We start from the raw sequence: 19387 nt of genomic DNA, 5'->3' as shown, positions 1-19387 counted from the left end.
TCAGAGGCGCAACTCGCGTGATTGAAGGCGTAACTCGCGCATCGCGTGTGTTACGGCTCCAGACACGCGAGTTCCGTCTCCGATCACGCGAGTTACGGTTCTACGCACATGCACAGGCCTGGTGAAAAGGGCCTGACAGTAGAGGTGGGAGCGCGCCCGGTCAAGACGTTGTGCTGACCGGGCGCGCAGTCCTATCGTGTCCATCGAAGCGCTTCGACAGTTCGGATCACCGCGGATTCCGAGGGAGGCCACGATGGCCGGCGGGTATCACCGACTTCTCTGGAGGGACCTCTGATGTCGAAGCGAGTAGTGGCTGCCGCGATGGTCGCGATGCTGGCCATCGCGGGCTGCGGGTCCGGATCCGGCAGCGGTGACCCGAAAACCCTGAAGTTGTGGCACTACGAGGCGCCGGACAGCGCGATGGGCGTGGCCTGGGCCGAGGCGATCAAGCAGTTCGAAGCGAGCCACCCCGGCGTCAAGGTCGCCTTCGAGGAGAAGGGCTTCGAACAGATCCAGAAGACGGCGCCGATGGTGCTCAACTCGGGCGACGCGCCGGACGTCTTGGAATACAACAAGGGCAATGCCACGGCGGGACTGTTGTCCAAGCAGGGACTTCTGACCGACATCAGCGAAGAGGTCACCGAACGCGGCTGGGACAAGCAGCTCACCCCGGCGCTCCAGACCACCGCCCGTTACGACGAGAACGGCGTGATGGGATCCGGGAACTGGTACGGCGTCCCGAACTACGCCGAGTACTTGAAGGTCTTCTACAACAAGGACATGTTCGCGCAGCAGGGGCTCGAAGAGCCGAGGACCATCGAGCAGCTGACCGCGGCCATGGACAAGTTCACCGCCGCCGGGATCACCCCGCTGGCCGTCGGCGGGTCGGAGTACCCGGCACACCAGATCCTGTACCAGCTCGCCCTCACCAAGGCCGACCGCGGCTGGGTGGACCGCTACCAGCGCTACACCGGCAAGGTGGACTTCCACGACGCCGCGTGGTCCTACGGCGCGACGACCTTCGCCGACTGGGTGAAGAAGGGGTACATCAGCAAGGAATCGGCCGGGGTGGACACCGAGGGCATGGGCACGTCGTTCATGCAGGGCAAGTACCCGATCATGATCAGCGGGAGCTGGTGGTACGGCAGGCTGGTGCAGAGCATCAAGAACTTCCAGTGGGGTTCTGTGCCCTGGCCGGGGATGACCGCGGGTTCCGGGGGCAACATGTGGGTCATCCCCAAGGGAGCGAAGAACCGGGACCTCGCGCTCGACTTCATCGCGATCACGATGTCCCAGCCGATCCAGGACAAGCTGCGGGAGGCCGGTGGGGTCCCGGTGGTGAACAGCCCCACGCCGCCTGCCGATCCGCGGCTGAAGGATCTGGTCGAGGACTTCACCGCTCTGTCCGCACAGGACAAGCTCGCGTTCTATCCCGATTGGCCGGCTCCCGGGTACTACGACGTCCATGTCTCGGCGACGCAGAAGCTCATCACCTCGAGCGCCTCGCCGTCACAGGTGCTCGACGAGCTCGCCAAGCCCTACGAGGAGAACCTGGCGAACGTCGGCAAATGACCAGGGGACGGGGCAACTACCTGCTCTTCCTGATCCCCGGCGCGCTGCTGCTGATCGCGGTGATCCTGGTGCCGTTCGCGATGAACATCGGCATCAGCTTCACCCAGTGGTCCGGCGCCGGCGATCCGAAGTGGACAGGACTGGACAATTACCGGCGATTGTTCGCGGACGACGTCTTCTGGGCGTCGTTCCGCCACAACGTCGGGCTCGTGGTGGCGATGGCCATCGTGCCGACCGTGACGGGACTGGTGATCGCGGCCGCGCTGTTCGATTTCGTGGCCAAACGGTTCGGGACGCGGGCGGCCGGCGTGCTGCGGGCCTGCGTGTACCTGCCACAGGTGCTGCCGATCGCGGTCGCCGGCATCGTGTGGAGCTGGATACTGGCGCCCGAGGGCGCGGTGAACGAACTCCTCTCCGCCGTCGGGCTCGGCTCGCTCGCCCAGAACTGGCTGGGCGATCCGGATCTCGCCCTGTGGAGCGTGATGGGCGTGATGGTGTGGATCCAGGTCGGCTATCCGGTGGTCATCTTCATGGCCGGGATGCAGCGCGCCGACCCCTCGCTGCACGAGGCGGCGGAGCTGGACGGCGCGTCGTGGTGGGGCCGGTTCTGGCATGTGACGGTGCCCCAGCTGCGGCCCGAGGTCTTCGTGGTCCTGCTGACCTGCACCATCGCCGCGTTGAAGGTCTTCGGGCCGATCTACGTGCTGACCAGGGGAGGGCCCGGCGGGTCCACCAACGTGCCGTCGTACTACTCGTTCCAGAACTTCTTCGAGAAGACGCAGGTCGGCTACGGCGCGGCGATCGCGACCGTGCTCACGGTGCTGATCCTCGTGCTCACCACGGTGTTCCTCCGGATCCAGAGGCGGGGTGAGCACGCGTGAAACGGCATGTGACGCTCTGGTCGTTGATCGTGCTCGCGATCGTGATGCTGGCGCCGTTCCTGGTCGTGGCGCTGAACGCGCTGAAGTCCCCGGCCGAGTACGCGTCCGATGGCCCACTGTCCTTTCCGGACGGCGTGTACCTGCAGGGGCTGATCGACTTCTGGGTCCGGGTCGGGTTCGGGCAGAAGCTGCTCAACAGCGTCGTGATCAGCGGGTCGGTCGCGGTGCTCGCGGTGGTGATCTCGGTGCTGAACGCCTACGCGCTGGGCATCGGCCGGGTCCGCGGCAGGACGTGGATCCTGGTCGCGTTCCTCATCGCGAACACGTTGCCGCAGGAAGCCTTGGCGTACCCGCTGTACTTCCTCGCCAACGAGACCGGTCTCTACGACACCCAGCTCGGCGTGATCATCATCTTCACGATCATCCAGGCCGCGTTCGGCACTTATCTGCTGTCCTCGACGTACGTCGGGTTTCCGCGCGAGCTGCTCGAGGCCGCCTATCTCGACGGCGCGAACAAAGGGCAGACCCTGGTGCGGATCGTGGTGCCGATCAGCAGGCCGACCCTCGGTGTGCTGTTCGTCTTCTTCTTCATCTGGACGTGGAACGAGTTCTTCCTCCCGCTGATCCTGCTGATCTCCAACGACACCCAGACCGTCCCGGTCGCCTTGGGTGTGCTGCAGGGCCAGCGGATGATGGACGCGACCATGACCAGTGCCTCGGCGTTGCTCGGGGTCATCCCGGCGATCGCCTTCTTCCTGATCTTCCAGCGGACGTTGACACGTGGCATCACGGCAGGGGCGGTCAAATGAAGTTCAGCAACGGATACTGGCTGCTGCGCGACGGAGTACAGGCGGCACATCCGGTGGAGGTGTACGACCTCACCGCGGGGGACGGCCGGATCGTGGTGCACGCGCCGACCCATCGCATCCGCCACCGCGGCGACCTGTTGAAGGGACCGGTGGCGACGGTCGGATTCTCCTCGCCGATGCCGGACGTGATCGGGGTGAGCGTCACGCATTTCGAGGGCGGGCTGCCGCGAGAACCCCGCTTCGAGCTGTCGGCCGTCGACGAGGAGGCGAAAGTCTCCGAGGACGGGCACACGCTCACCGCCGGCGCGTTGTCGGTGCGGCTCCACCGCGGCGAAGGATGGAAGGTCGACTTCGTCGCGGAGGGCAAGGTGCTCACCACCAGCGGGGCCAAGGGGATGGGCTTCATGAGCCTCGACGGCGAGCACCATGTCCGCGACCAGCTCGACCTCGGCGTGGGAGCCCAGGTCTACGGGCTCGGCGAGCGATTCGGGCCACTGGTGCGCAACGGGCAGGTCGTCGACATCTGGAACGCCGATGCCGGCACGAGCAGCGAACAGGCTTACAAGAACGTCCCGTTCTACCTGACCAACGCCGGCTACGGCGTGTTCGTCAATCATCCGGGGCACGTGTCCTTCGAGGTGGCCTCGGAAGCGGTGTCACGGGTGCAGTTCAGCGTCGCGGGCCAGTCGCTGGAGTACTTCGTCATCTACGGCCCGAGCCCGAAGGAGATCCTGCGCAAGTACACGGCGCTGACCGGCAGACCGGCGCTCCCGCCCGCGTGGTCGTTCGGGCTGTGGCTGTCGACGTCGTTCACCACGTCCTACGACGAGGAGACCGTGTCGGGATTCGTCGACGGCATGATCGAACGCGATCTGCCGCTGAGCGTGTTCCATTTCGACTGCTTCTGGATGCGCGAATTCAACTGGTGCGACTTCGAATGGGATCCGCGGACGTTCACGGACCCCGTCGGCATGCTGGAGCGGCTGAAAGCGCGGGACCTGCGCATCTCGGTGTGGATCAACCCGTATGTGGCGCAACGGTCACCGCTGTTCGCCGAGGGCGTCGCGGGCGGATACCTGCTGCGGAAACCGAACGGTGACGTGTGGCAGTGGGATCTCTGGCAGCCGGGAATGGCTCTGGTCGACTTCACCAATCCCGCCGCGCGCGCGTGGTACGCGGCCAAACTGGACGCTTTGCTCGAACAGGGCGTGGACTGTTTCAAGACCGACTTCGGCGAGCGGGTGCCGACGGACGTCGTCTACTTCGACGGATCCGATCCCGAGCGGATGCACAACTACTACACCTACCTGTACAACCAGACCGTCTTCGACGTGCTCCGCAAAGGGCGCGGGGAGGGCGAGGCCGTGGTGTTCGCGCGCTCGGCGACCGCGGGTTCGCAGCAGTTCCCGGTGCATTGGGGCGGCGACTGCGAATCGACGTACGAGTCGATGGCCGAGAGCCTGCGCGGCGGCCTTTCCCTCGGTCTGTCCGGTTTCGGGTATTGGAGCCACGACATCGGCGGCTTCGAAGGCACCCCGGATCCGGCTTTGTTCAAACGCTGGATCGCGTTCGGGATGTTGTCGTCGCACAGCAGGTTGCACGGCAGTTCGTCCTACCGGGTGCCCTGGCTGTTCGACGAGGAAGCTGTCGACGTCCTGCGGGTGTTCTCCAAGCTCAAGGCGCGGCTGATGCCGTACCTGTGGCAAGCGGCGGCACAGGCCGCGGCCGAGGGCACGCCGATGATGCGGGCGATGGCGCTGGAGTTCCCGGCCGATCCGGCGTGCGCCCACCTGGAGCGGCAGTACATGCTGGGTGACTCGCTCCTGGTGGCACCGGTGTTCTCGGACGAGGGCGAAGTGACCTACTACGTCCCGGAAGGCGTGTGGACCGACTTCTTCACCGGCGACGAGATCCAGGGCCCGCGGTGGGTGAGCACCGTCTGCGACATGCTCACCGTCCCGTTGCTGGTGCGTCCCGACACCGTTCTGCCGCTAGGGGCTGTCGACGACCGGCCGGACTACGACTACGCCGACGGCGTCACACTGCGGCTGTACCGGCTGGAGGACGGCGGCAGGATCACCACCACCGTCGGCGGCTCGACGTTCCGCACCCGCCGGGAGGGCGACAGCGTCCACATCGACGTCGACGCCGCGCCTGATGGCTGGCAGGTGGCCTTTCCCGGAGGTGACGAGACGATCGTGGCGACGGGAAGCGCGTTGACGATTCGCGGCGCTGTCTCCCCGGATGGCCGCGCGTTCAGTGCGCCCCGTCCGTGAAGGCCTCCTTGAGGGACCCAGAGTCCCTCAAGGAGGCCTTCACGGACTCGGGTGGGCAGGGAGCATCGGTACCGAGCCGGATCTTCAGGTCGTTGGAACGACTTGAAACACTCACGAAGGCGCGGGGCCGGTGCTGCCCCGTTCGGTCAATCGGGGTGACAGCAGCCGGACCTCGGCCTGACCTCCGTCGTCGAGGCGGCGCATCGCCATCTCGACGGCGAGGCTGCCGAGTTCGGCGGCGGGGATGGCGATCGAGGTGAGCTGGACCGACTGCGCTTCGGCCATGTCCTCCGGGCAGACGGCCAGCACCGAGATGTCCTGGGGAATCTGCTTGCCGCGACGGTTCAGCTCGGACAGCAGCGGGCCGAGGATGGCCTCGTTGTGCACGACCAGCCCGGTGACGCCGGGGTGTTCGGCGAACACGTCGTCGAGGCAGGCACGGAGCGCGTCGTAGGAAGGCGCGCACGGGAACGAACCGGCCCGCACCTTGCGCTTCGTCGCCGTCTGGCGGAAGCCGCGCAGGAAGCGACCCGCGTAGCTCGTGCCGCGTTTGTAGACCGCGGGGGAGGGGCCGATCAGCGCGATCTCGCGATGGCCGAGGTCGGCCAGATGCGTGACGCTCGCGGCGCCTGCCGCGGTGAAGTCGAGATCGACGCAGGTCAGGTCGCCGGGGTCGGCGGGAACTCCGATCAGCACCACCGGCCGGTGCAAGGATCTCAGCACCGGGAGACGCGGCTCGGAGGTTTCGACGTCCATCACGATCAGCGCGTCAGCGATGGCGGACGCGGCGATCCGGCGCAGGCCGTCCGGGCCTTCGTTCTTGGTCAGCAAAAGCACGTCATGGTCGTAGGTCCGCGCCTCGGTGACGGTGGCCGCGACGAACTGCATGACCACCGGGACGTTGAGATCCGTCCGCAGCGGGACGACGAGCGCGAGCACGTTGGTGCGGCTGCTGGCCAGCGCGCGGGCGCCCGCGTTCGGGTGGTAACCGAGTTCGCTGATGCTGTGCTGAACGCGGCGGCGGGTGTCCTCCGAGATCGAACGCCGTCCGGACAGCACGTAGGACACGGTGCTCGGGGAGACCCCGGCTGCCCGGGCGACGTCTGCGATGGTGACCATCAGTCGATGATAGTGCGAGTCGAATCGATTCGACGGGCTCAGCCCTTGCTCAGTTCGATCAAGCGTGGCAACGCGTCGGTGGGCAGCTCGACACCCCGATACGCCATGAGTTTGGCGAACTGGCGCATCGGCATCGAAGCGACCATGCGCATCCAGTCCACGCTGCTATCGACCCGATTGCTCTGGCCGGCGAGCAACTTGCCCAGCTCCGGCCCCACGATCGGGTGGCCGAACCACTGTTGGACCGTCGAGTCGATCGACAGGACCGGGATGATGACGTCACCGGCGAGGGTGACCGGCGCTTCGGCGACGATCTGCGCGGCGCTCCGGCCGATCTGGACGGTGTAGTCGCCGGGCGAGACCACCCATCGGCTCAGTTCGATGTCGTACCAGGCGAAAGCGCGGCGATCGAGGGTGAGCTCGACGCGACGGGTCTCACCCGGTTCGAGCGAGATCTTGGCGAACGCGCGGAGCTCCCGTGCCGGGCTGCGAACAGGAGCGGCGTTGGTGGCGACGTAGACCTGGACGACGTGTTTACCGGTGCGGGATCCGGTGTTGGTGACGGTCACGGCGACGGCGGCGGAGTCGTCGCCCGTCGCCGTGACCGTCAGTTCGCCGGCCTCGAAAGTCGTGTAGGACAGGCCGTGGCCGAACGGGTAGCGGACCGCGACCTCGGCGGTTTCGTAGTACCGGTAGCCGACCATGACTCCCTCGCCGTACCGGACGTGGCCCGATTCGCCGGGGAAGTTGAGATAGCTGGGGTTGTCCTGCAAACGAAGCGGAATGCTCTCGGCGAGGTGACCTGACGGGTTGGTGACGCCGAAGAGGAGGTCGGCGAGCGCGCTGCCGCCTGCCTGACCGAGCAGCCAGCCGTCGAGAATGGCGTCGACGTCGTCGTGCCAGCCCTCCAGCGACACCACGCCGCCGTGGGAGAGGACGACCACGGTGCGCCTGCTCGCCGCCGCGACCGCCTTGAGGAGCTCGACCTGTGCCGCGGGGAGGTCGATGGTGTCGCGGTCGAATCCCTCGGATTCGTCCTTTTCGCCCAGACCGGCGAACACCACCGCGACGTCGGCTTCACGGGCGATCTCGATCGCGTTGTCGGCCAGGCCGCGCGCGTAGGTCACGGATTCCCCGAGTTCGCGGATCGCGTCGAGCGCGGTGTCCACCCGGGTGGGATTGACGTGGGAGCTGCCGCCACCCTGGAAGCGGGGGTTCGCGGCGAACTCGCCGATGACCGCCACCGCCGATCGCGTGGTCAGGGGCAACGTGTCCCGGTCGTTCTTCAGCAGGACCGCGCAGTCGGCGGCGACTTCTTTCGCCACCCGGTGCTGCTCGTCGGGATCCACGTCGCCGCTCGGCGGCAGTGCCCGGCCGGTGAGGGCGAGGACGCGACGGACACTCCTGTCGACGACGGCTTCGTCCAGTTCTCCGCTTCGGACCGCCGCCACGATCTCGGCGTCGCCGCTGCCGCCGGTGCCCGGCATCTCGAGGTCCAGTCCCGACGCGAGCGCGGCGACCCGGTCGTTCACCGCGCCCCAGTCCGAGACGACGGCGCCCTCGAAACCCCATTCGTCACGCAGGACGTCGGTGAGCAGACGGCGGTTCTGGGCGGCGTAGACGCCGTTGACCCGGTTGTACGAGCACATCACCGTCGCCGGGTGCGCTTCGGACACGACGCGTTCGAACGCCGGGAAGTAGATCTCGCGCAGGGTCCGTTCGTCGACCTCCGCGCTGACCCGCATCCGGTCGGTCTCCTGGTTGTTGGCCGCGAAATGCTTCACCGACGCGCCCGCGCCTTCGGCCTGCATGGCCCGCACGTAGGCGCTGGCGAGGACGCCGCTCAGCAACGGGTCCTCCGAGTAGTACTCGAAATTACGGCCGCACAACGGGGAACGCTTGATGTTCACGCCCGGGCCGAGTACCACGGAGACCCCGGCCGCGCGGGCCTCCCTGCCGATGGCCGCGCCGATTCGCGCGGCGACCTCCGGATCCCAGCTGGAGCCCACCGCGACCGACGGCGGGAAACAGGTGGCGGACACACTGTCGTGCACACCGAGATTGTCGGCCTGGTCGTCCTGTCGTCGCAGGCCGTGCGGGCCGTCGGAGAGCATGATCGACGGGATTCCCGCCGCCTCGATCGCCTCGGTGTGCCAGAAGTCGCGGCCGGACAGCAGTGACGCCTTCTGTTCGAGCGTGAGGCCGACGGGTTCGATCTGGGAGGTCAACGGGATTCCTTCCGGCCGGCAACTGTCCACTGTGTTCGAGAGTGCCAGACGAATCCGTCCTTGCTCGGGTGGACGCGGGCCTAGCGACGCTAGGAAAGCTAGCGGTACTAAAGGTCCCTTGCTCCCTTTTCGGGCCTGCTCGCGCCAGGCCTCGTTCCACTGGCGGAGGCGATCGAGGAGCCATTGTCTCGTCGTGTCCGGTCCGCTAACATCGCCGTAACGCGACTGTCGAATCGATTCGACACTCGGATCTTCCGCTCGATCCCCACCGCTCGAAACTCGCCGAATATCGCCGCCCGGGTCGTCGAAGCGCTTCGATTGTTTGCGATGGAGTCTTCATGAGCAGAGCAACTCTCCCTGTCCGCCTCCGCAGGATCGGCATGGTCGTCACGACGATCACCCTGGTGCTGGGGCTGGCCTCACCCGCGGTCGCGGACGAACTGAACGCTCTTCCATTCCGCGATCCCGGCCTCCCGCTGACCACGCGGGTGGACGATCTGGTGCGGCGGTTGACCCTCGCGGAGAAAGTGTCGTTGCTGCACCAGTTCCAGCCGGCGATCCCGCGGCTGGGCATCCCCGAATTCAAAACGGGAACCGAGGCATTGCACGGTCTCGGCTGGACGACCGAACGCGAGAACGGCGCCGTCGTGACCGCGAACGCCACCGTCTTCCCGCAGGCGATCGGGCTCGCCTCCACGTGGAATCCCGCGTTGATCAAGCAGGTCGGCGCGGTCGTCGGCGACGAGGCACGGGGTTACCACTCGCAGGATCCCGGATTCTGGGGGCTCCAGCTGTGGGCGCCCGTGGTGAACCTGCTGCGTGATCCGCGATGGGGACGCAACGAGGAGGGCTACTCCGAAGATCCCTTCCTGACCGGGGCGATCTCGACGGCGTACGGCAAGGGGATGACCGGCGACCATCCCGAGTACCTCAAGACCGCTCCGGTACTGAAGCACTACCTGGCCAACAACAACGAGATCCGCCGCGACACCACGTCGTCCAACCTGCGACCGCGCGTGCTGCGCGAATACGACGAACAGGCGTTCAAACCGGCTATCGCGGCCGACGCGGCGACCGGCGTGATGGGGTCGTACAACCTCGTCAACGGACGGCCCGCGACGGTCAACCCCGACCTTCACGAGGTCGTGCGGACGTGGACCGGCAAGACGCTCTACAACGTCAGCGACGCTTCCGCCCCGTACAACCTGACAGGCTCCGAGAAGTACTACGGGACCGATGAGGAGGGTTTCGCGGCCACCCTCAAAGCCGGTTTGGACGGCTTCACCGTCGACAACCAGAACCCCGGCCCCACCATCAAGATCATCACGTCCGCGCTGGCCAAGGGACTGCTCGCCGAGGCCGACATCGACAGGGCGGTGAAGCACGTCCTGAGCGTGCGCTTCCGGCTCGGCGACTTCGATCCGGACGGTGGCCCGTACGCCAAGATCGGCAAGGACGTGGTCAACAGCCCGGCGCACCGGCAGCTCGCCCGCAAGTCGGCGGGCGAGGCCATGGTGCTGCTGAAGAACGACCGCGGCGCTCTGCCGCTGGACCCGAAGCGCGGTGTCGCGGTCATCGGGCCGCTGGAGAAGACCCTGTACACAGACTGGTATTCCGGCGGACTGCCGTACAAGGTGACCCCGGTCGACGGGATCCGCGCGCGGCTCGGCGGCGGGGCACAGGTCACCGACACCGAGGCCGTCGACCGGATCGCCTTGCGCGATGCCGCCACCGGCAGGTACCTCAGTGGCGGCGCGGGTGATGCGGGTGCGGTGCTCAAGACCGGCGCCACCAGCGTTGGGGCCACGGAGCAGTTCGACGCGTTCGAGTGGGGCGACGGCGTGCTGACCTTGCGCAGTGTCGCGAACGGAAGGTACGTCGAGCGGCAGAACCTCGCCGATGCCACCAGTCCGTTCCTCAACCAGGCACCGCAGCCGCGGGACTGGTTCGTCCACCAGCAATTCAAGCTTGAGGACGCGGGTGACGGCACGGTCGTGATCCGGTACGCCGGTTACGAGGTCCCTAACGACTGGGACGGGCCGAACAGCTATCTCACCGCCGCGGCCGACGGCACGCTGACCTTGGGCTCGCCGAACGCGGCGGGGGCGACCAAGTTCCGCAAGGAGCAGCTCAGCTCGGGGATCGACAGCGCGGTGAAGGCGGCACGATCGGCCGAAACGGCGGTCGTGGTCGTGGGCAGCATGCCGTTCATCAACGGCCGGGAGGACCACGACCGCACCACGACGGCACTGGCGGCGAGCCAGAGCGAGCTGATCAAGGCCGTGCGCGAGGCGAATCCGAACACCGTCGTGGTGGTCGAGAACAGCTATCCCACGACCTTGAACTGGGAACAGGAGAACATCCCGGCGATCGTGTGGACGTCACACGCCGGCCAGGAGACCGGCAACGCGCTCGCCGACGTGCTGTACGGCGACGTCAACCCGGCGGGACGGCTCACCCAGACCTGGTACCGCTCGGACGCCGATCTCCCGGACATCCTCGACTACGACATCATGAAACGCGGCAGCACCTACCAGTACTTCACGGGTGATCCGCTGTACGCCTTCGGCCACGGCCTGTCCTACACGAACTTCCGTTACAGCGACCTGCGCCTCGGGAAACCTGGTCCACAAGGGACGTTCGAAGCGACGGTGAAGGTGACCAACACCGGGAAACGCGCCGGTGACGAAGTGGTGCAGCTCTACACCCATCAGCTCGTCTCCCGCGACAAGCAACCGAATCAGCGGCTCCGCGACTTCGAGCGGGTGCACCTGGAGCCGGGGCAGACCAAGACGGTGCGCCTGTCGGTGCCCGACCTGCGGCATTGGGACGTCACCCGGGGCAAATGGGTGCTGGAATCATCCGTCCACGAGGTGATGGTCGGTGCGTCCGCTGCCGACATCCGGCTGCGCTCGGCGCTCCCCGTTCGTGGTGAGCAGATCCCGCCGCGCGATCTGACCCGGGACACCAGGGCGATCGACTTCGACGACTACTCCGGCGTCGAACTGGTCGACGAGAGCAAGGTCCGCGGTGACGCGGTCGGTGTCGGGGCGGGAGACTGGCTGCGCTTCAGCGACGTGGACTTCCGTTCGGGGGCAAGGACCTTCACCGCCAGAACGGCCCGCGCCGAACCGGGGACGTCCACTGTGGAAATCCGGCTCGGCGGACCGCGCGGCAGGCCTGCCGGAACCGCTCGGATCGCCAGTACCGGCGACAAATACACGTACTCGACGACCACTGCGACGTTGTCCGGGCTGAGCGGGCGGCACGACGTCTACCTCGTCTTCACCTCCGATTCGAGAATCAGCACGTTCTCTCTGCGGTAGCGGTCCATTTGGTGAGAAGACACGGAAGGAACCCGGCTATGCGTAGGCAAGCACGATCCTTGATGAGCGTTGTCGTCCTGGCGTTGGTCGCCATGCTGGTGACAGGAGGGACGGCGCAGGCCGCGACCTGGAGCTCTTCGGACAAGTGGGGGAGTTGGCCGAACGGCGGCTATACCGTCCGCAACAACGTCTGGGGCGGTGGCTCCGGCCCGCAGTCGATCTGGGCGAACTCCTACAGCAATTTCGGCGTCTGGGCGAACCACCCGAATACCGGTGGGGTGAAGTCGTATCCGCATTCGGCGAAGAACGTCGGCCGCCAGTTGAGCGGACTGCGAAGCCTTTCCAGCAGCTTCAACGTCTCCAGGCCGGGTGGCGGCGCCTACGCGACGGCGTACGACATCTGGGCGAACAACAACGCCTACGAGATCATGCTGTGGATGAACAAGCAGGGTGCCGTGGGCGCGATCGGATCGAAGGAGACCACGGTGTCCGTCGGCGGCCACACCTGGGATGTCTACCGGGGGAGCAACGGCGCCAACGCGGTGTTCTCCTTCCTGCGTACCTCCAACACGAACGCGGGTACGGTCGACGTGCTCGCCGTGCTGAACTGGATCAAGAACCGCGGCTGGTACGGCGACGTGACGGTCGGCGAAGTGCAGTTCGGCTTCGAGATCACGTCGTCCAGCGGCGGCATGAACTTCTCGGCGAACAGCTACTCGGTTTCGTCTTCCTGATCGGTTGCCGACTGCGCCCCCCTCGTGAGCGGGGCCTTTCGCACCACGCATGAACGCCCTAGATCAGGTCCGCACCGGCGGAGATGCCCAGGTGAGGAGCGGCCGCTGACGATGGGGACATGGACATTCCCCTCGCGTCCGCCGCCGGATCGGGCCGTCGGGCGGCGCGAAACGCGCGGGCCCCACGCCTGCCGTCGCTGACAGGAATGCGCTTCGTCGCCGCGCTCATGGTCTTTCTCTCCCATCTCACCCTTCAGGACTTGTTCGCCGACGACGGCGTCCAGCAGTCCCTGACGGCGACGTTCATCCAGGGCGGCTTCACCGGAGTCGGATTCTTCTTCGTGCTCAGCGGTTTCGTGCTGGCCTGGTCCGCGCGGGAGAAGGACACGGCGCGGACGTTCTGGCGACGGCGGTTCTTCAAGATCTACCCGAACGATGTCGTCACGTTCATCGCGGCGGCGTTGCTGCTGGGGTTCGTCGCGAACGAGACCTTCGACTTCGGGACCGCGGCGCTGAACCTCTCGCTGGTGCAGGCCTGGGCGCCGGTCGACGGCGGCTTCAACATCGTCTCGTGGTCCCTGTCCTGCGAAGTGCTGTTCTATCTGTCGTTCCCCTTGCTGTTCCGGTACATCCGCCGGATCCGGCCGGACCGGCTGTGGCTTTGGGCCGGCGTGGTCGTCGCGATGATCCTGCTGGTCCCGCTCGCGGCGACCTCGCTGCCGAACGAGCCTTATCTCTGGTACGCGGAGACCTCGGTGCCGCGGTTCTGGTTCGTCTACGCGTTCGCCCCGGTACGGCTGCTCGACTTCGTGTTCGGCATTCTGCTGGCCCGTGTCGTGCTGGAAGGGCGCCGCCTGCCGCTGGGGCTCGGCTGGGCCGCGGTCCTCTCGGTGGCCGCGTACGCGGTGGCGCCGTTGTTCCCGATGACCTACAAACTCACGGCAATCACGGTGGTTCCCCTCGGCCTGCTCATCGCGGCGGGCGCGGTGGCCGACCGTGACGGACGGCGACCCTTCTTGGCCGGCCGCCGGATGGTGTGGCTCGGTGAAGTCTCCTTCGCCTTCTACATGGTGCATTGGCTGGTGCTCACCTTCGGCGTGCGCTGGCTCGGGAACCAGTGGGGCACTCCGGCGGGGCTGGGGGTGGCTGCCCTGCTGTTCGGCGTGACGCTCGCCTTGTCGTGGCTGCTCCACGCGGGCGTGGAACGGCCCATCATGCGGCGGTTCTCCCTTCGGCGCAGACCGCGGCTCGTTCTGTATCGGCAAGAACCGGCATCCGCGAAGGCCGCGGCACCGGAACCCACGGTGAGGATGGAAGACCATGGCTGAAGAACTCGACAGTTTCCCGTTCCCCTTGGGCCCGCGCGGCCGTCCTGTCGACGACTACGAACGCCGTCTGCGGGAATGTCCGCTCGGCAACGTACGGCTGCAGAGTGGCGACGTCGCCAGGCTCGCGGTCCGGTACGACGACGTGGTCAAGGTGCTCAGCGATCAGCGATTCAGCCGGAACCTCACGTACGAGGGGGCGCCGAGGCAGGCCGACGGTCTCGATTTCACCGTCGACCCGGACATCATCATGAACATGGACCCGCCCCGTCACACCCGGCTGCGCCGTCTGCTGGCGGGGACCCTGACCCCGCGCAAGGTCGAGGAGTGGCGGCCCAGGGTGCGCACCATGGCCAACAAGATGATCGACGGACTCGCAGGTCCCGTCGTCGATGTGGTGAGCACGATCGCGTTCCCGTTCGCCGTCGAGGTGATCAGCGAGGTGATGGGGGTACCGGGGATCGACGCCGAGCGGATCCGGCACTGGTCGGATCTCCTGCTTCCTTCCGGCGGTCTCGGGATCGAAGAGCAGACCGCGGCGCTGATGGAGTTCGCGGCGTACTGCGTCGAACTGATCGAACAGGTCCGCCACCTGCCGGGCGACGGCGTGCTCCAGACGATGATCCAAGCGCGGTACGAAGGCGACCGGCTCACCGACGACGAGCTGGTGCGCAACACCATCGGGATGTTCCTCGCCGGACACGAGACGACCGGATCGGTGCTGTCCCGTGCGTTCCTGCGGCTGCTGGCCCCGCGTGAGCATTACGACCGCCTGGTCGCCGAGCCCGGTCTGATCCCCGGCGCGGTCGAGGAACTGCTGCGCGTCGAGGTACCGGGGGACGGCGCCCCGCTCCGGGTCGCGTTGGAGGACGTCGAGCTGGCGTCCGGGACGATCCGCAAGGGGGAAGCGGTCGTCGCGTCCTTCGTCGGGCCGAACTACGACCCGTCGATCTACGACGCCCCGCGAGAGCTGCGCCTCGACCGGGACGAGAAGGCCCATCTGACCTTCGGCCGCGGGGTGCACTTCTGCCTCGGCGCGAATCTGGCCCGGATGGAGATGCAGGAACTGATCGCCGCCTTCGTCGACCGGCATCCGCGACTCTCGCTCGCCGAGGACCCGGACGAGGTCGAGTGGACCGACAGCGCCTTCAAGCGACCGTCCCGGCTGCTGCTGAACCTGCGCTGAACAAGCCCGAAGCGGGCTTTCCCCGCGTGCTGGTGGACAAGTGGCGGTGGCCTCGGTGATCTTCCCTCGTCAAGTCCGTGAAGGCCTCCTTAGCTGCATTTCAACTTAGGTTCCCAAACTCATGAACGGAACCCAAGCAGATCAGGGTGCTGGACCTGCGGAAACGCGGGTCCAGCACTGCATCAAACCCCCTGTGTTGTGTGGCTCGTCGGCTAGGCTTGACTTGCACATACAGGGGTCCAATGGCGACCACCGCCCGGCGACATGCTGGGGGTTTGTTCGTGGGTAAGGCACTGAACCGCAAGCTGGCGCGGTCGATCACAGGGGAGCTTCCGCCGCTGTTCGCGGTGATCTACGCCAGGGCATCGAACGAGACGAAGGCCCGGAAGGTCGCGGTGTCGACGCAGATCGCGGTCGGCCGCAAGTTCTGCGAGGACAACGGCATCACGGTCGTGGCGGTCCTGGTGGACAACAACCTGTCGGCGTCGCGGTACGCGACCGAGGAGCGGCAGGACTACACCGAGGCGTTGCGCCTGTTGTCGACGGGGCGGGCGAATCTGCTGTGGACGTGGGAGAACTCGCGGGCTCAGCGGAATCTGTCGATGTTCGCCCGGCTGCGGGAGATCCTGGAGAAGGTCGGCGGCTACTGGGCCTATGACGACCGGATCTATGACATGAACGATCCGGACGACCGGATCGACACCGCCGAGGACGCCGTCGACGCGGAGAGGGAGTCGGAGAAGATCCGCAAGCGGACCCGCCGAGGTGTCGAGGCTCGCGCGCTGGAAGGGCTGTGGGCTGGTCCGCTGGGCTACGGATACCGGATCGTCTATGACCAGCGCACGGGTGAGGCGCACCGCGAGGTCGATCCGGAGACGGCGCCGATCGCGGAGGCGATCGTGGACCGGCTGATCGAGGAACCGAACGCGTCGGTGCTGGTGCGGGAGTTGATCGAGGCGGGTGTGCCGTGCGCTCGCGGTCACGTGTGGCGGGCGGATCACGTGAAGAAGCTGCAACACGTGTCGAAGGACCCGCACGGCTGGGCGAAGCTCATCGACTCGCTATCTCCTGAGCAGCAGGAAGCGGCGTATGAGGCGCTGGTGCGGGTGCGGGAAGACACGCCGTCGCAGGTCGCGCAGCAGATGAACCGGGAACAGTGGGTGCATCCGCTGCCTGGGGAGTGGAATGTGTCCAAGGTCCGCAACATCGCGCTCAGCCCCGTGATCGCAGGGTTGCGGGTGTTCCGAAAGAAGATCGTCGGTAAGGGTGTCTGGCAGCCGATCATCAGCGATCGGAAACGCGCTCTGATCGTGGCCCGCCTGGGTGATCCGAGTCGCAGCTCGGTGCGCGACGGAACGCGGGTCAAGTACTTGCAGACCGGCATTCTGTTGTGTGGGATCTGCGAGACACCGACCCGTTCCACCCCGCTGCACCGGGCGCGGCCCGGCTACCGCTGCCCCCATGGGCATCTCATGCGGGACATGGAACGCACGGACGCCTATGTGGTGGAGGCGGTGCTGACCCGGCTGGAGTCCGAGGACGCGCGGGAGCTGTTCCGCTACGAGGACCAGGCCGACGAGCTGACGAAGGCCGTGGCGACCGCGCGGGAACTGCGCGCCCGGCTGGACGGGTTCACCGACTCGGCCGCCAGCGGCGGGATCGGGCCGGAACGGCTGTCGCGGATCGAGGCGAAGCTGGTGCCGCAGATCGAGGCGGCCGAGGAGCGCGTGCGCCAGATTGGGGTGTCGCCGGTGGTCGCGGACTTTCTCGGCGCGGACGCCAGGACAGTGTGGGCGGGGCTGTCGCTGTCGCAACAGCGGGAGGTTCTGCGGGCGGTGGTCACTCCCCGCCTGCTGCCCACGAAGGGCGGGCGCGCACCGTTCAACCCGGACGACATCATGCTGACCTGGCTGGGCGCACCGGCAGCCATACCGGGAGTGGACGACTCGTTCGACGACGAAGTGCTGGCCGAGGTCAGCTAAGACGGGGTGGTGCGTGGCCCCGGCATCCTGGAGGGTGCCGGGGCCACGTGCTGTCAGCCGACTGCCTTGTTCAGGTGGACCCGGCGCACGGTCGGGCCGAAGATGCAGGAGAGCCGGTCACGTTGCGCCGTGGTGAACGGCGGCGCGGTGGCCGCCGCGTTTCGGGCGGCCTGGAGAACTGCGGGGGTGAGCACGGAGGCCGGATCGGTGATCGCCGTGCCGGAGCGGGTGTCAGGCACGGCCGGTCTCCCGGCTCTCGGCGGCCCGGTACAGGGTGTCTCCGGCGGTCTCAGCGGGCACCAGCGGTGCCCCCTGGCGGGTGCGGGGGTCTACCAGCGGGGTGACCTTCCTTTCGGCGGAGATGACGACACCGAACGCGGCCAGGAGGGTCACCAGGCCGGTGATGACGCCGGTGGTGGCGTTGCCCTGGTCGGTGGTGATCAGTCCGGAGCCGACGAGGCCGGACACGATCGCGGTGAGCGCGCCGACGATGGATCCGGCGATACGCAGGGGGTAACGAGACACGTGTGTCTACTCCTTGGGTTTACGGGGTGGGAGGGAATCGAGGTAGTCGTAGGCGCGGACGAACGCGCGGGCGGTTTTCCAGGCCAGCCAGACGAACAGGACGAGCAGGAGCAGCCAGCCGCCGTTGCCGGTCACGGGATCGTCAGCCACTGGCCCGCGTAGATACGGTTCGGGTTCGAGATGTTGTTCCGCGAGGCGAGAGCGGAGACGCTGGTGCCGAACTTCGCGGCGATGCCGGAGAGGGTGTCGCCGGACCGGATTTGGTAGCGCTGCCCGCCTGCCGTGCCGCCGCGGATTCGGATCTGCTGTCCGGCGTAGATGCGGTTCGGGTCGGAGATCCCGTTGAGCGCGGCCAGCGCGGCGACGGTGGTGCCGAATCGCGCGGCGATGCCGGAGAGGGTGTCGCCGGAGCGGACGGTGTAGACCTCGGTGTCGGCCGGTGGTGTCGGTGTCGGCGGGACCGGCTGCGGCGTCGGGGCGCTGCCGCCGGTGACGAGATCGGACAACGTGAACTGTCCGATGGTGGCGTTGCGGTCGACGTGGCCGCTGATCCCGGGAACGGTTCCGGTCTGGGTGTGCTGGTGCAGCGCGAGTTTCGGGTGGGTCCAGCCGGGGTTGCCGGGGTTGCCGTTGTATCGGGCGATCCACAGCAGCACGCCGTCATCGGCCCACCGGGCGGGGTCGAGGATTCGGGTGAACCAGTCCAGGTTCGCGTACACCAGAACCTTGCGGACGCCGGTCGCGGCGCGCAGCCGGGCGATGAACCGCGGAATGAAGGCGTTGGCGGTGCCGCGCAGTTCGGCGGCTTCCATGTCGAGCATCGGCGCCAGGGATCCGCTGGTGTGCAGGTTGTTTTGGCGCAGGTGGTTGGCGAAGTGATCGGCCTGGGCGTCCGGGTCGCCGGGGCGGGCGAAGTGGTATCCGCCGGGGACGACGCCGGCGAGGCGGGCAGCCGGGATGCGGGCGCCGCTGGTGCGGTCGGTGTAGCCGGTGCCTTCGGTGAGTTTGAACGAGCAGTAGTTGATTCCGTTGCCTCGCACGGCGTTCCAGTCTTGGACTGGATTCCAGTGCGACACGTCGATGCCGTAGTCGGTCAAGGGGTTGGCGGTCCTTCGGGTGGGCGGTTCATCTGGGCGCGCAGGGCGCCGACTTCGAGCAGCAGCCGCGCGTTCTCCTGGCGCACGGCGGACAGTTCGGTTTTCACGGCCGTGAGTTCGGCCAGGACGTCGCGGGTGTGGGTGGCGCGGTCTTTCAGCAGCGCCTGATATCCGGCGTGCAGTTCGGCCAGTGCCTGGTGATCGGCCGTAGTGCGGGCGGTGCGGATAGCGCGCCGCGCCGCGAGCAGGCCGGTGAGGGCGCCGGTGGCGGGGCCGAGGGTCGCGGCCAGCGCGGTGAGCCAGTCAGGCGTCACGGGCGGCTCCAGG

At 67.2% G+C, this 19387-nt stretch carries 16 protein-coding genes; 9 read left to right on the top strand and 7 right to left on the bottom strand.

The window, feature by feature from the left end; genetic code table 11:
• The first annotated feature begins 294 nt into the window (after positions 1-294).
• Genes BLW75_RS04245 through yicI form a run of 4 tightly spaced genes read left to right on the top strand, consistent with a single transcriptional unit; the run spans position 295 to position 5538 of the window.
• Positions 295-1572, top strand: coding sequence for an ABC transporter substrate-binding protein (locus BLW75_RS04245; RefSeq protein ID WP_034317489.1), 1278 nt, complete (start codon positions 295-297; stop codon positions 1570-1572).
• Positions 1569-2453 carry a carbohydrate ABC transporter permease gene (locus BLW75_RS04240; protein WP_034317491.1) on the top strand — a complete coding sequence of 295 codons (885 nt, stop codon included), beginning with the start codon at positions 1569-1571 and terminating at the stop codon, positions 2451-2453. Before BLW75_RS04245 ends, BLW75_RS04240 begins: the two co-directional genes overlap by 4 nt.
• A complete protein-coding gene (locus tag BLW75_RS04235) occupies positions 2450-3262 on the top strand; it encodes a carbohydrate ABC transporter permease (RefSeq protein ID WP_034317493.1) in 813 nt (270 codons plus the stop codon). The genes BLW75_RS04240 and BLW75_RS04235 overlap by 4 nt, the downstream gene beginning before the upstream one ends.
• Positions 3259-5538, top strand: coding sequence for an alpha-xylosidase (yicI, locus tag BLW75_RS04230; protein WP_091596767.1), 2280 nt, complete (start codon positions 3259-3261; stop codon positions 5536-5538). The genes BLW75_RS04235 and yicI overlap by 4 nt, the downstream gene beginning before the upstream one ends.
• A gap of 111 nt (positions 5539-5649) precedes the next feature.
• Here yicI and BLW75_RS04225 read toward each other — a convergent pair whose 3' ends face one another.
• Positions 5650-6657, bottom strand: a complete 1008-nt coding sequence (locus BLW75_RS04225) for a LacI family DNA-binding transcriptional regulator (protein WP_034317496.1) — start codon at positions 6655-6657, stop codon at positions 5650-5652.
• Positions 6658-6695: 38 nt separating this feature from the next.
• Positions 6696-8885, bottom strand: coding sequence for a glycoside hydrolase family 3 C-terminal domain-containing protein (locus BLW75_RS04220; protein WP_241783863.1), 2190 nt, complete (start codon positions 8883-8885; stop codon positions 6696-6698).
• A gap of 338 nt (positions 8886-9223) precedes the next feature.
• Here BLW75_RS04220 and BLW75_RS04215 point away from each other — a divergent pair, with 338 nt between their 5' ends.
• From BLW75_RS04215 to BLW75_RS04195, 5 genes are all read left to right on the top strand, one after another.
• A complete protein-coding gene (locus BLW75_RS04215) occupies positions 9224-12211 on the top strand; it encodes a glycoside hydrolase family 3 protein (RefSeq protein WP_241783865.1) in 2988 nt (995 codons plus the stop codon).
• 38 nt (positions 12212-12249) lie between these two features.
• Entirely contained in the window at positions 12250-12945 is a 696-nt protein-coding gene (locus tag BLW75_RS04210) for a glycoside hydrolase family 12 protein (RefSeq protein WP_034317499.1), read from the top strand.
• Between the two features lie 119 nt (positions 12946-13064).
• Positions 13065-14273: an acyltransferase family protein gene (locus BLW75_RS04205; protein ID WP_091596764.1), complete on the top strand. Its 1209-nt coding sequence runs from the start codon at positions 13065-13067 to the stop codon at positions 14271-14273.
• Positions 14266-15456 (top strand): cytochrome P450, encoded by a 1191-nt coding sequence (locus tag BLW75_RS04200; protein WP_034317500.1) that lies wholly within the window; start codon positions 14266-14268, stop codon positions 15454-15456. Before BLW75_RS04205 ends, BLW75_RS04200 begins: the two co-directional genes overlap by 8 nt.
• A 281-nt stretch (positions 15457-15737) precedes the next feature.
• On the top strand, positions 15738-17438 hold the full coding sequence (locus BLW75_RS04195) for a recombinase family protein (RefSeq protein ID WP_158005397.1): 1701 nt from the start codon (positions 15738-15740) through the stop codon (positions 17436-17438).
• 53 nt (positions 17439-17491) lie between these two features.
• Here the strand turns inward: BLW75_RS04195 and BLW75_RS04190 are convergent, their stop codons facing one another.
• The 5 genes from BLW75_RS04190 to BLW75_RS42145 are packed head-to-tail and all read right to left on the bottom strand — an operon-like array spanning position 17492 to position 19374.
• Complete coding sequence (locus BLW75_RS04190; protein WP_034317509.1) at positions 17492-17677, bottom strand: hypothetical protein; 186 nt, start codon at positions 17675-17677, stop codon at positions 17492-17494.
• Complete coding sequence (locus tag BLW75_RS04185) at positions 17670-17963, bottom strand: hypothetical protein (RefSeq protein ID WP_091596758.1); 294 nt, start codon at positions 17961-17963, stop codon at positions 17670-17672. The genes BLW75_RS04190 and BLW75_RS04185 overlap by 8 nt, the downstream gene beginning before the upstream one ends.
• Before the next feature lie 6 nt (positions 17964-17969).
• Complete coding sequence (locus BLW75_RS42695; protein WP_158005398.1) at positions 17970-18113, bottom strand: hypothetical protein; 144 nt, start codon at positions 18111-18113, stop codon at positions 17970-17972.
• Positions 18095-19060: a LysM peptidoglycan-binding domain-containing protein gene (locus BLW75_RS42150; RefSeq protein WP_198935795.1), complete on the bottom strand. Its 966-nt coding sequence runs from the start codon at positions 19058-19060 to the stop codon at positions 18095-18097. The genes BLW75_RS42695 and BLW75_RS42150 overlap by 19 nt, the downstream gene beginning before the upstream one ends.
• Positions 19057-19374: a hypothetical protein gene (locus tag BLW75_RS42145; protein ID WP_034317512.1), complete on the bottom strand. Its 318-nt coding sequence runs from the start codon at positions 19372-19374 to the stop codon at positions 19057-19059. Before BLW75_RS42145 ends, BLW75_RS42150 begins: the two co-directional genes overlap by 4 nt.
• Positions 19375-19387: the final 13 nt, after the last annotated feature.

It is taken from the genome of Amycolatopsis lurida, from assembly GCF_900105055.1.
Classification (GTDB): Bacteria; Actinomycetota; Actinomycetes; order Mycobacteriales; family Pseudonocardiaceae; genus Amycolatopsis; species Amycolatopsis lurida.
The sequence above is the reverse complement of the archived record's forward strand: the minus strand, read 5'-3'. Positions and strand labels throughout refer to the sequence as shown.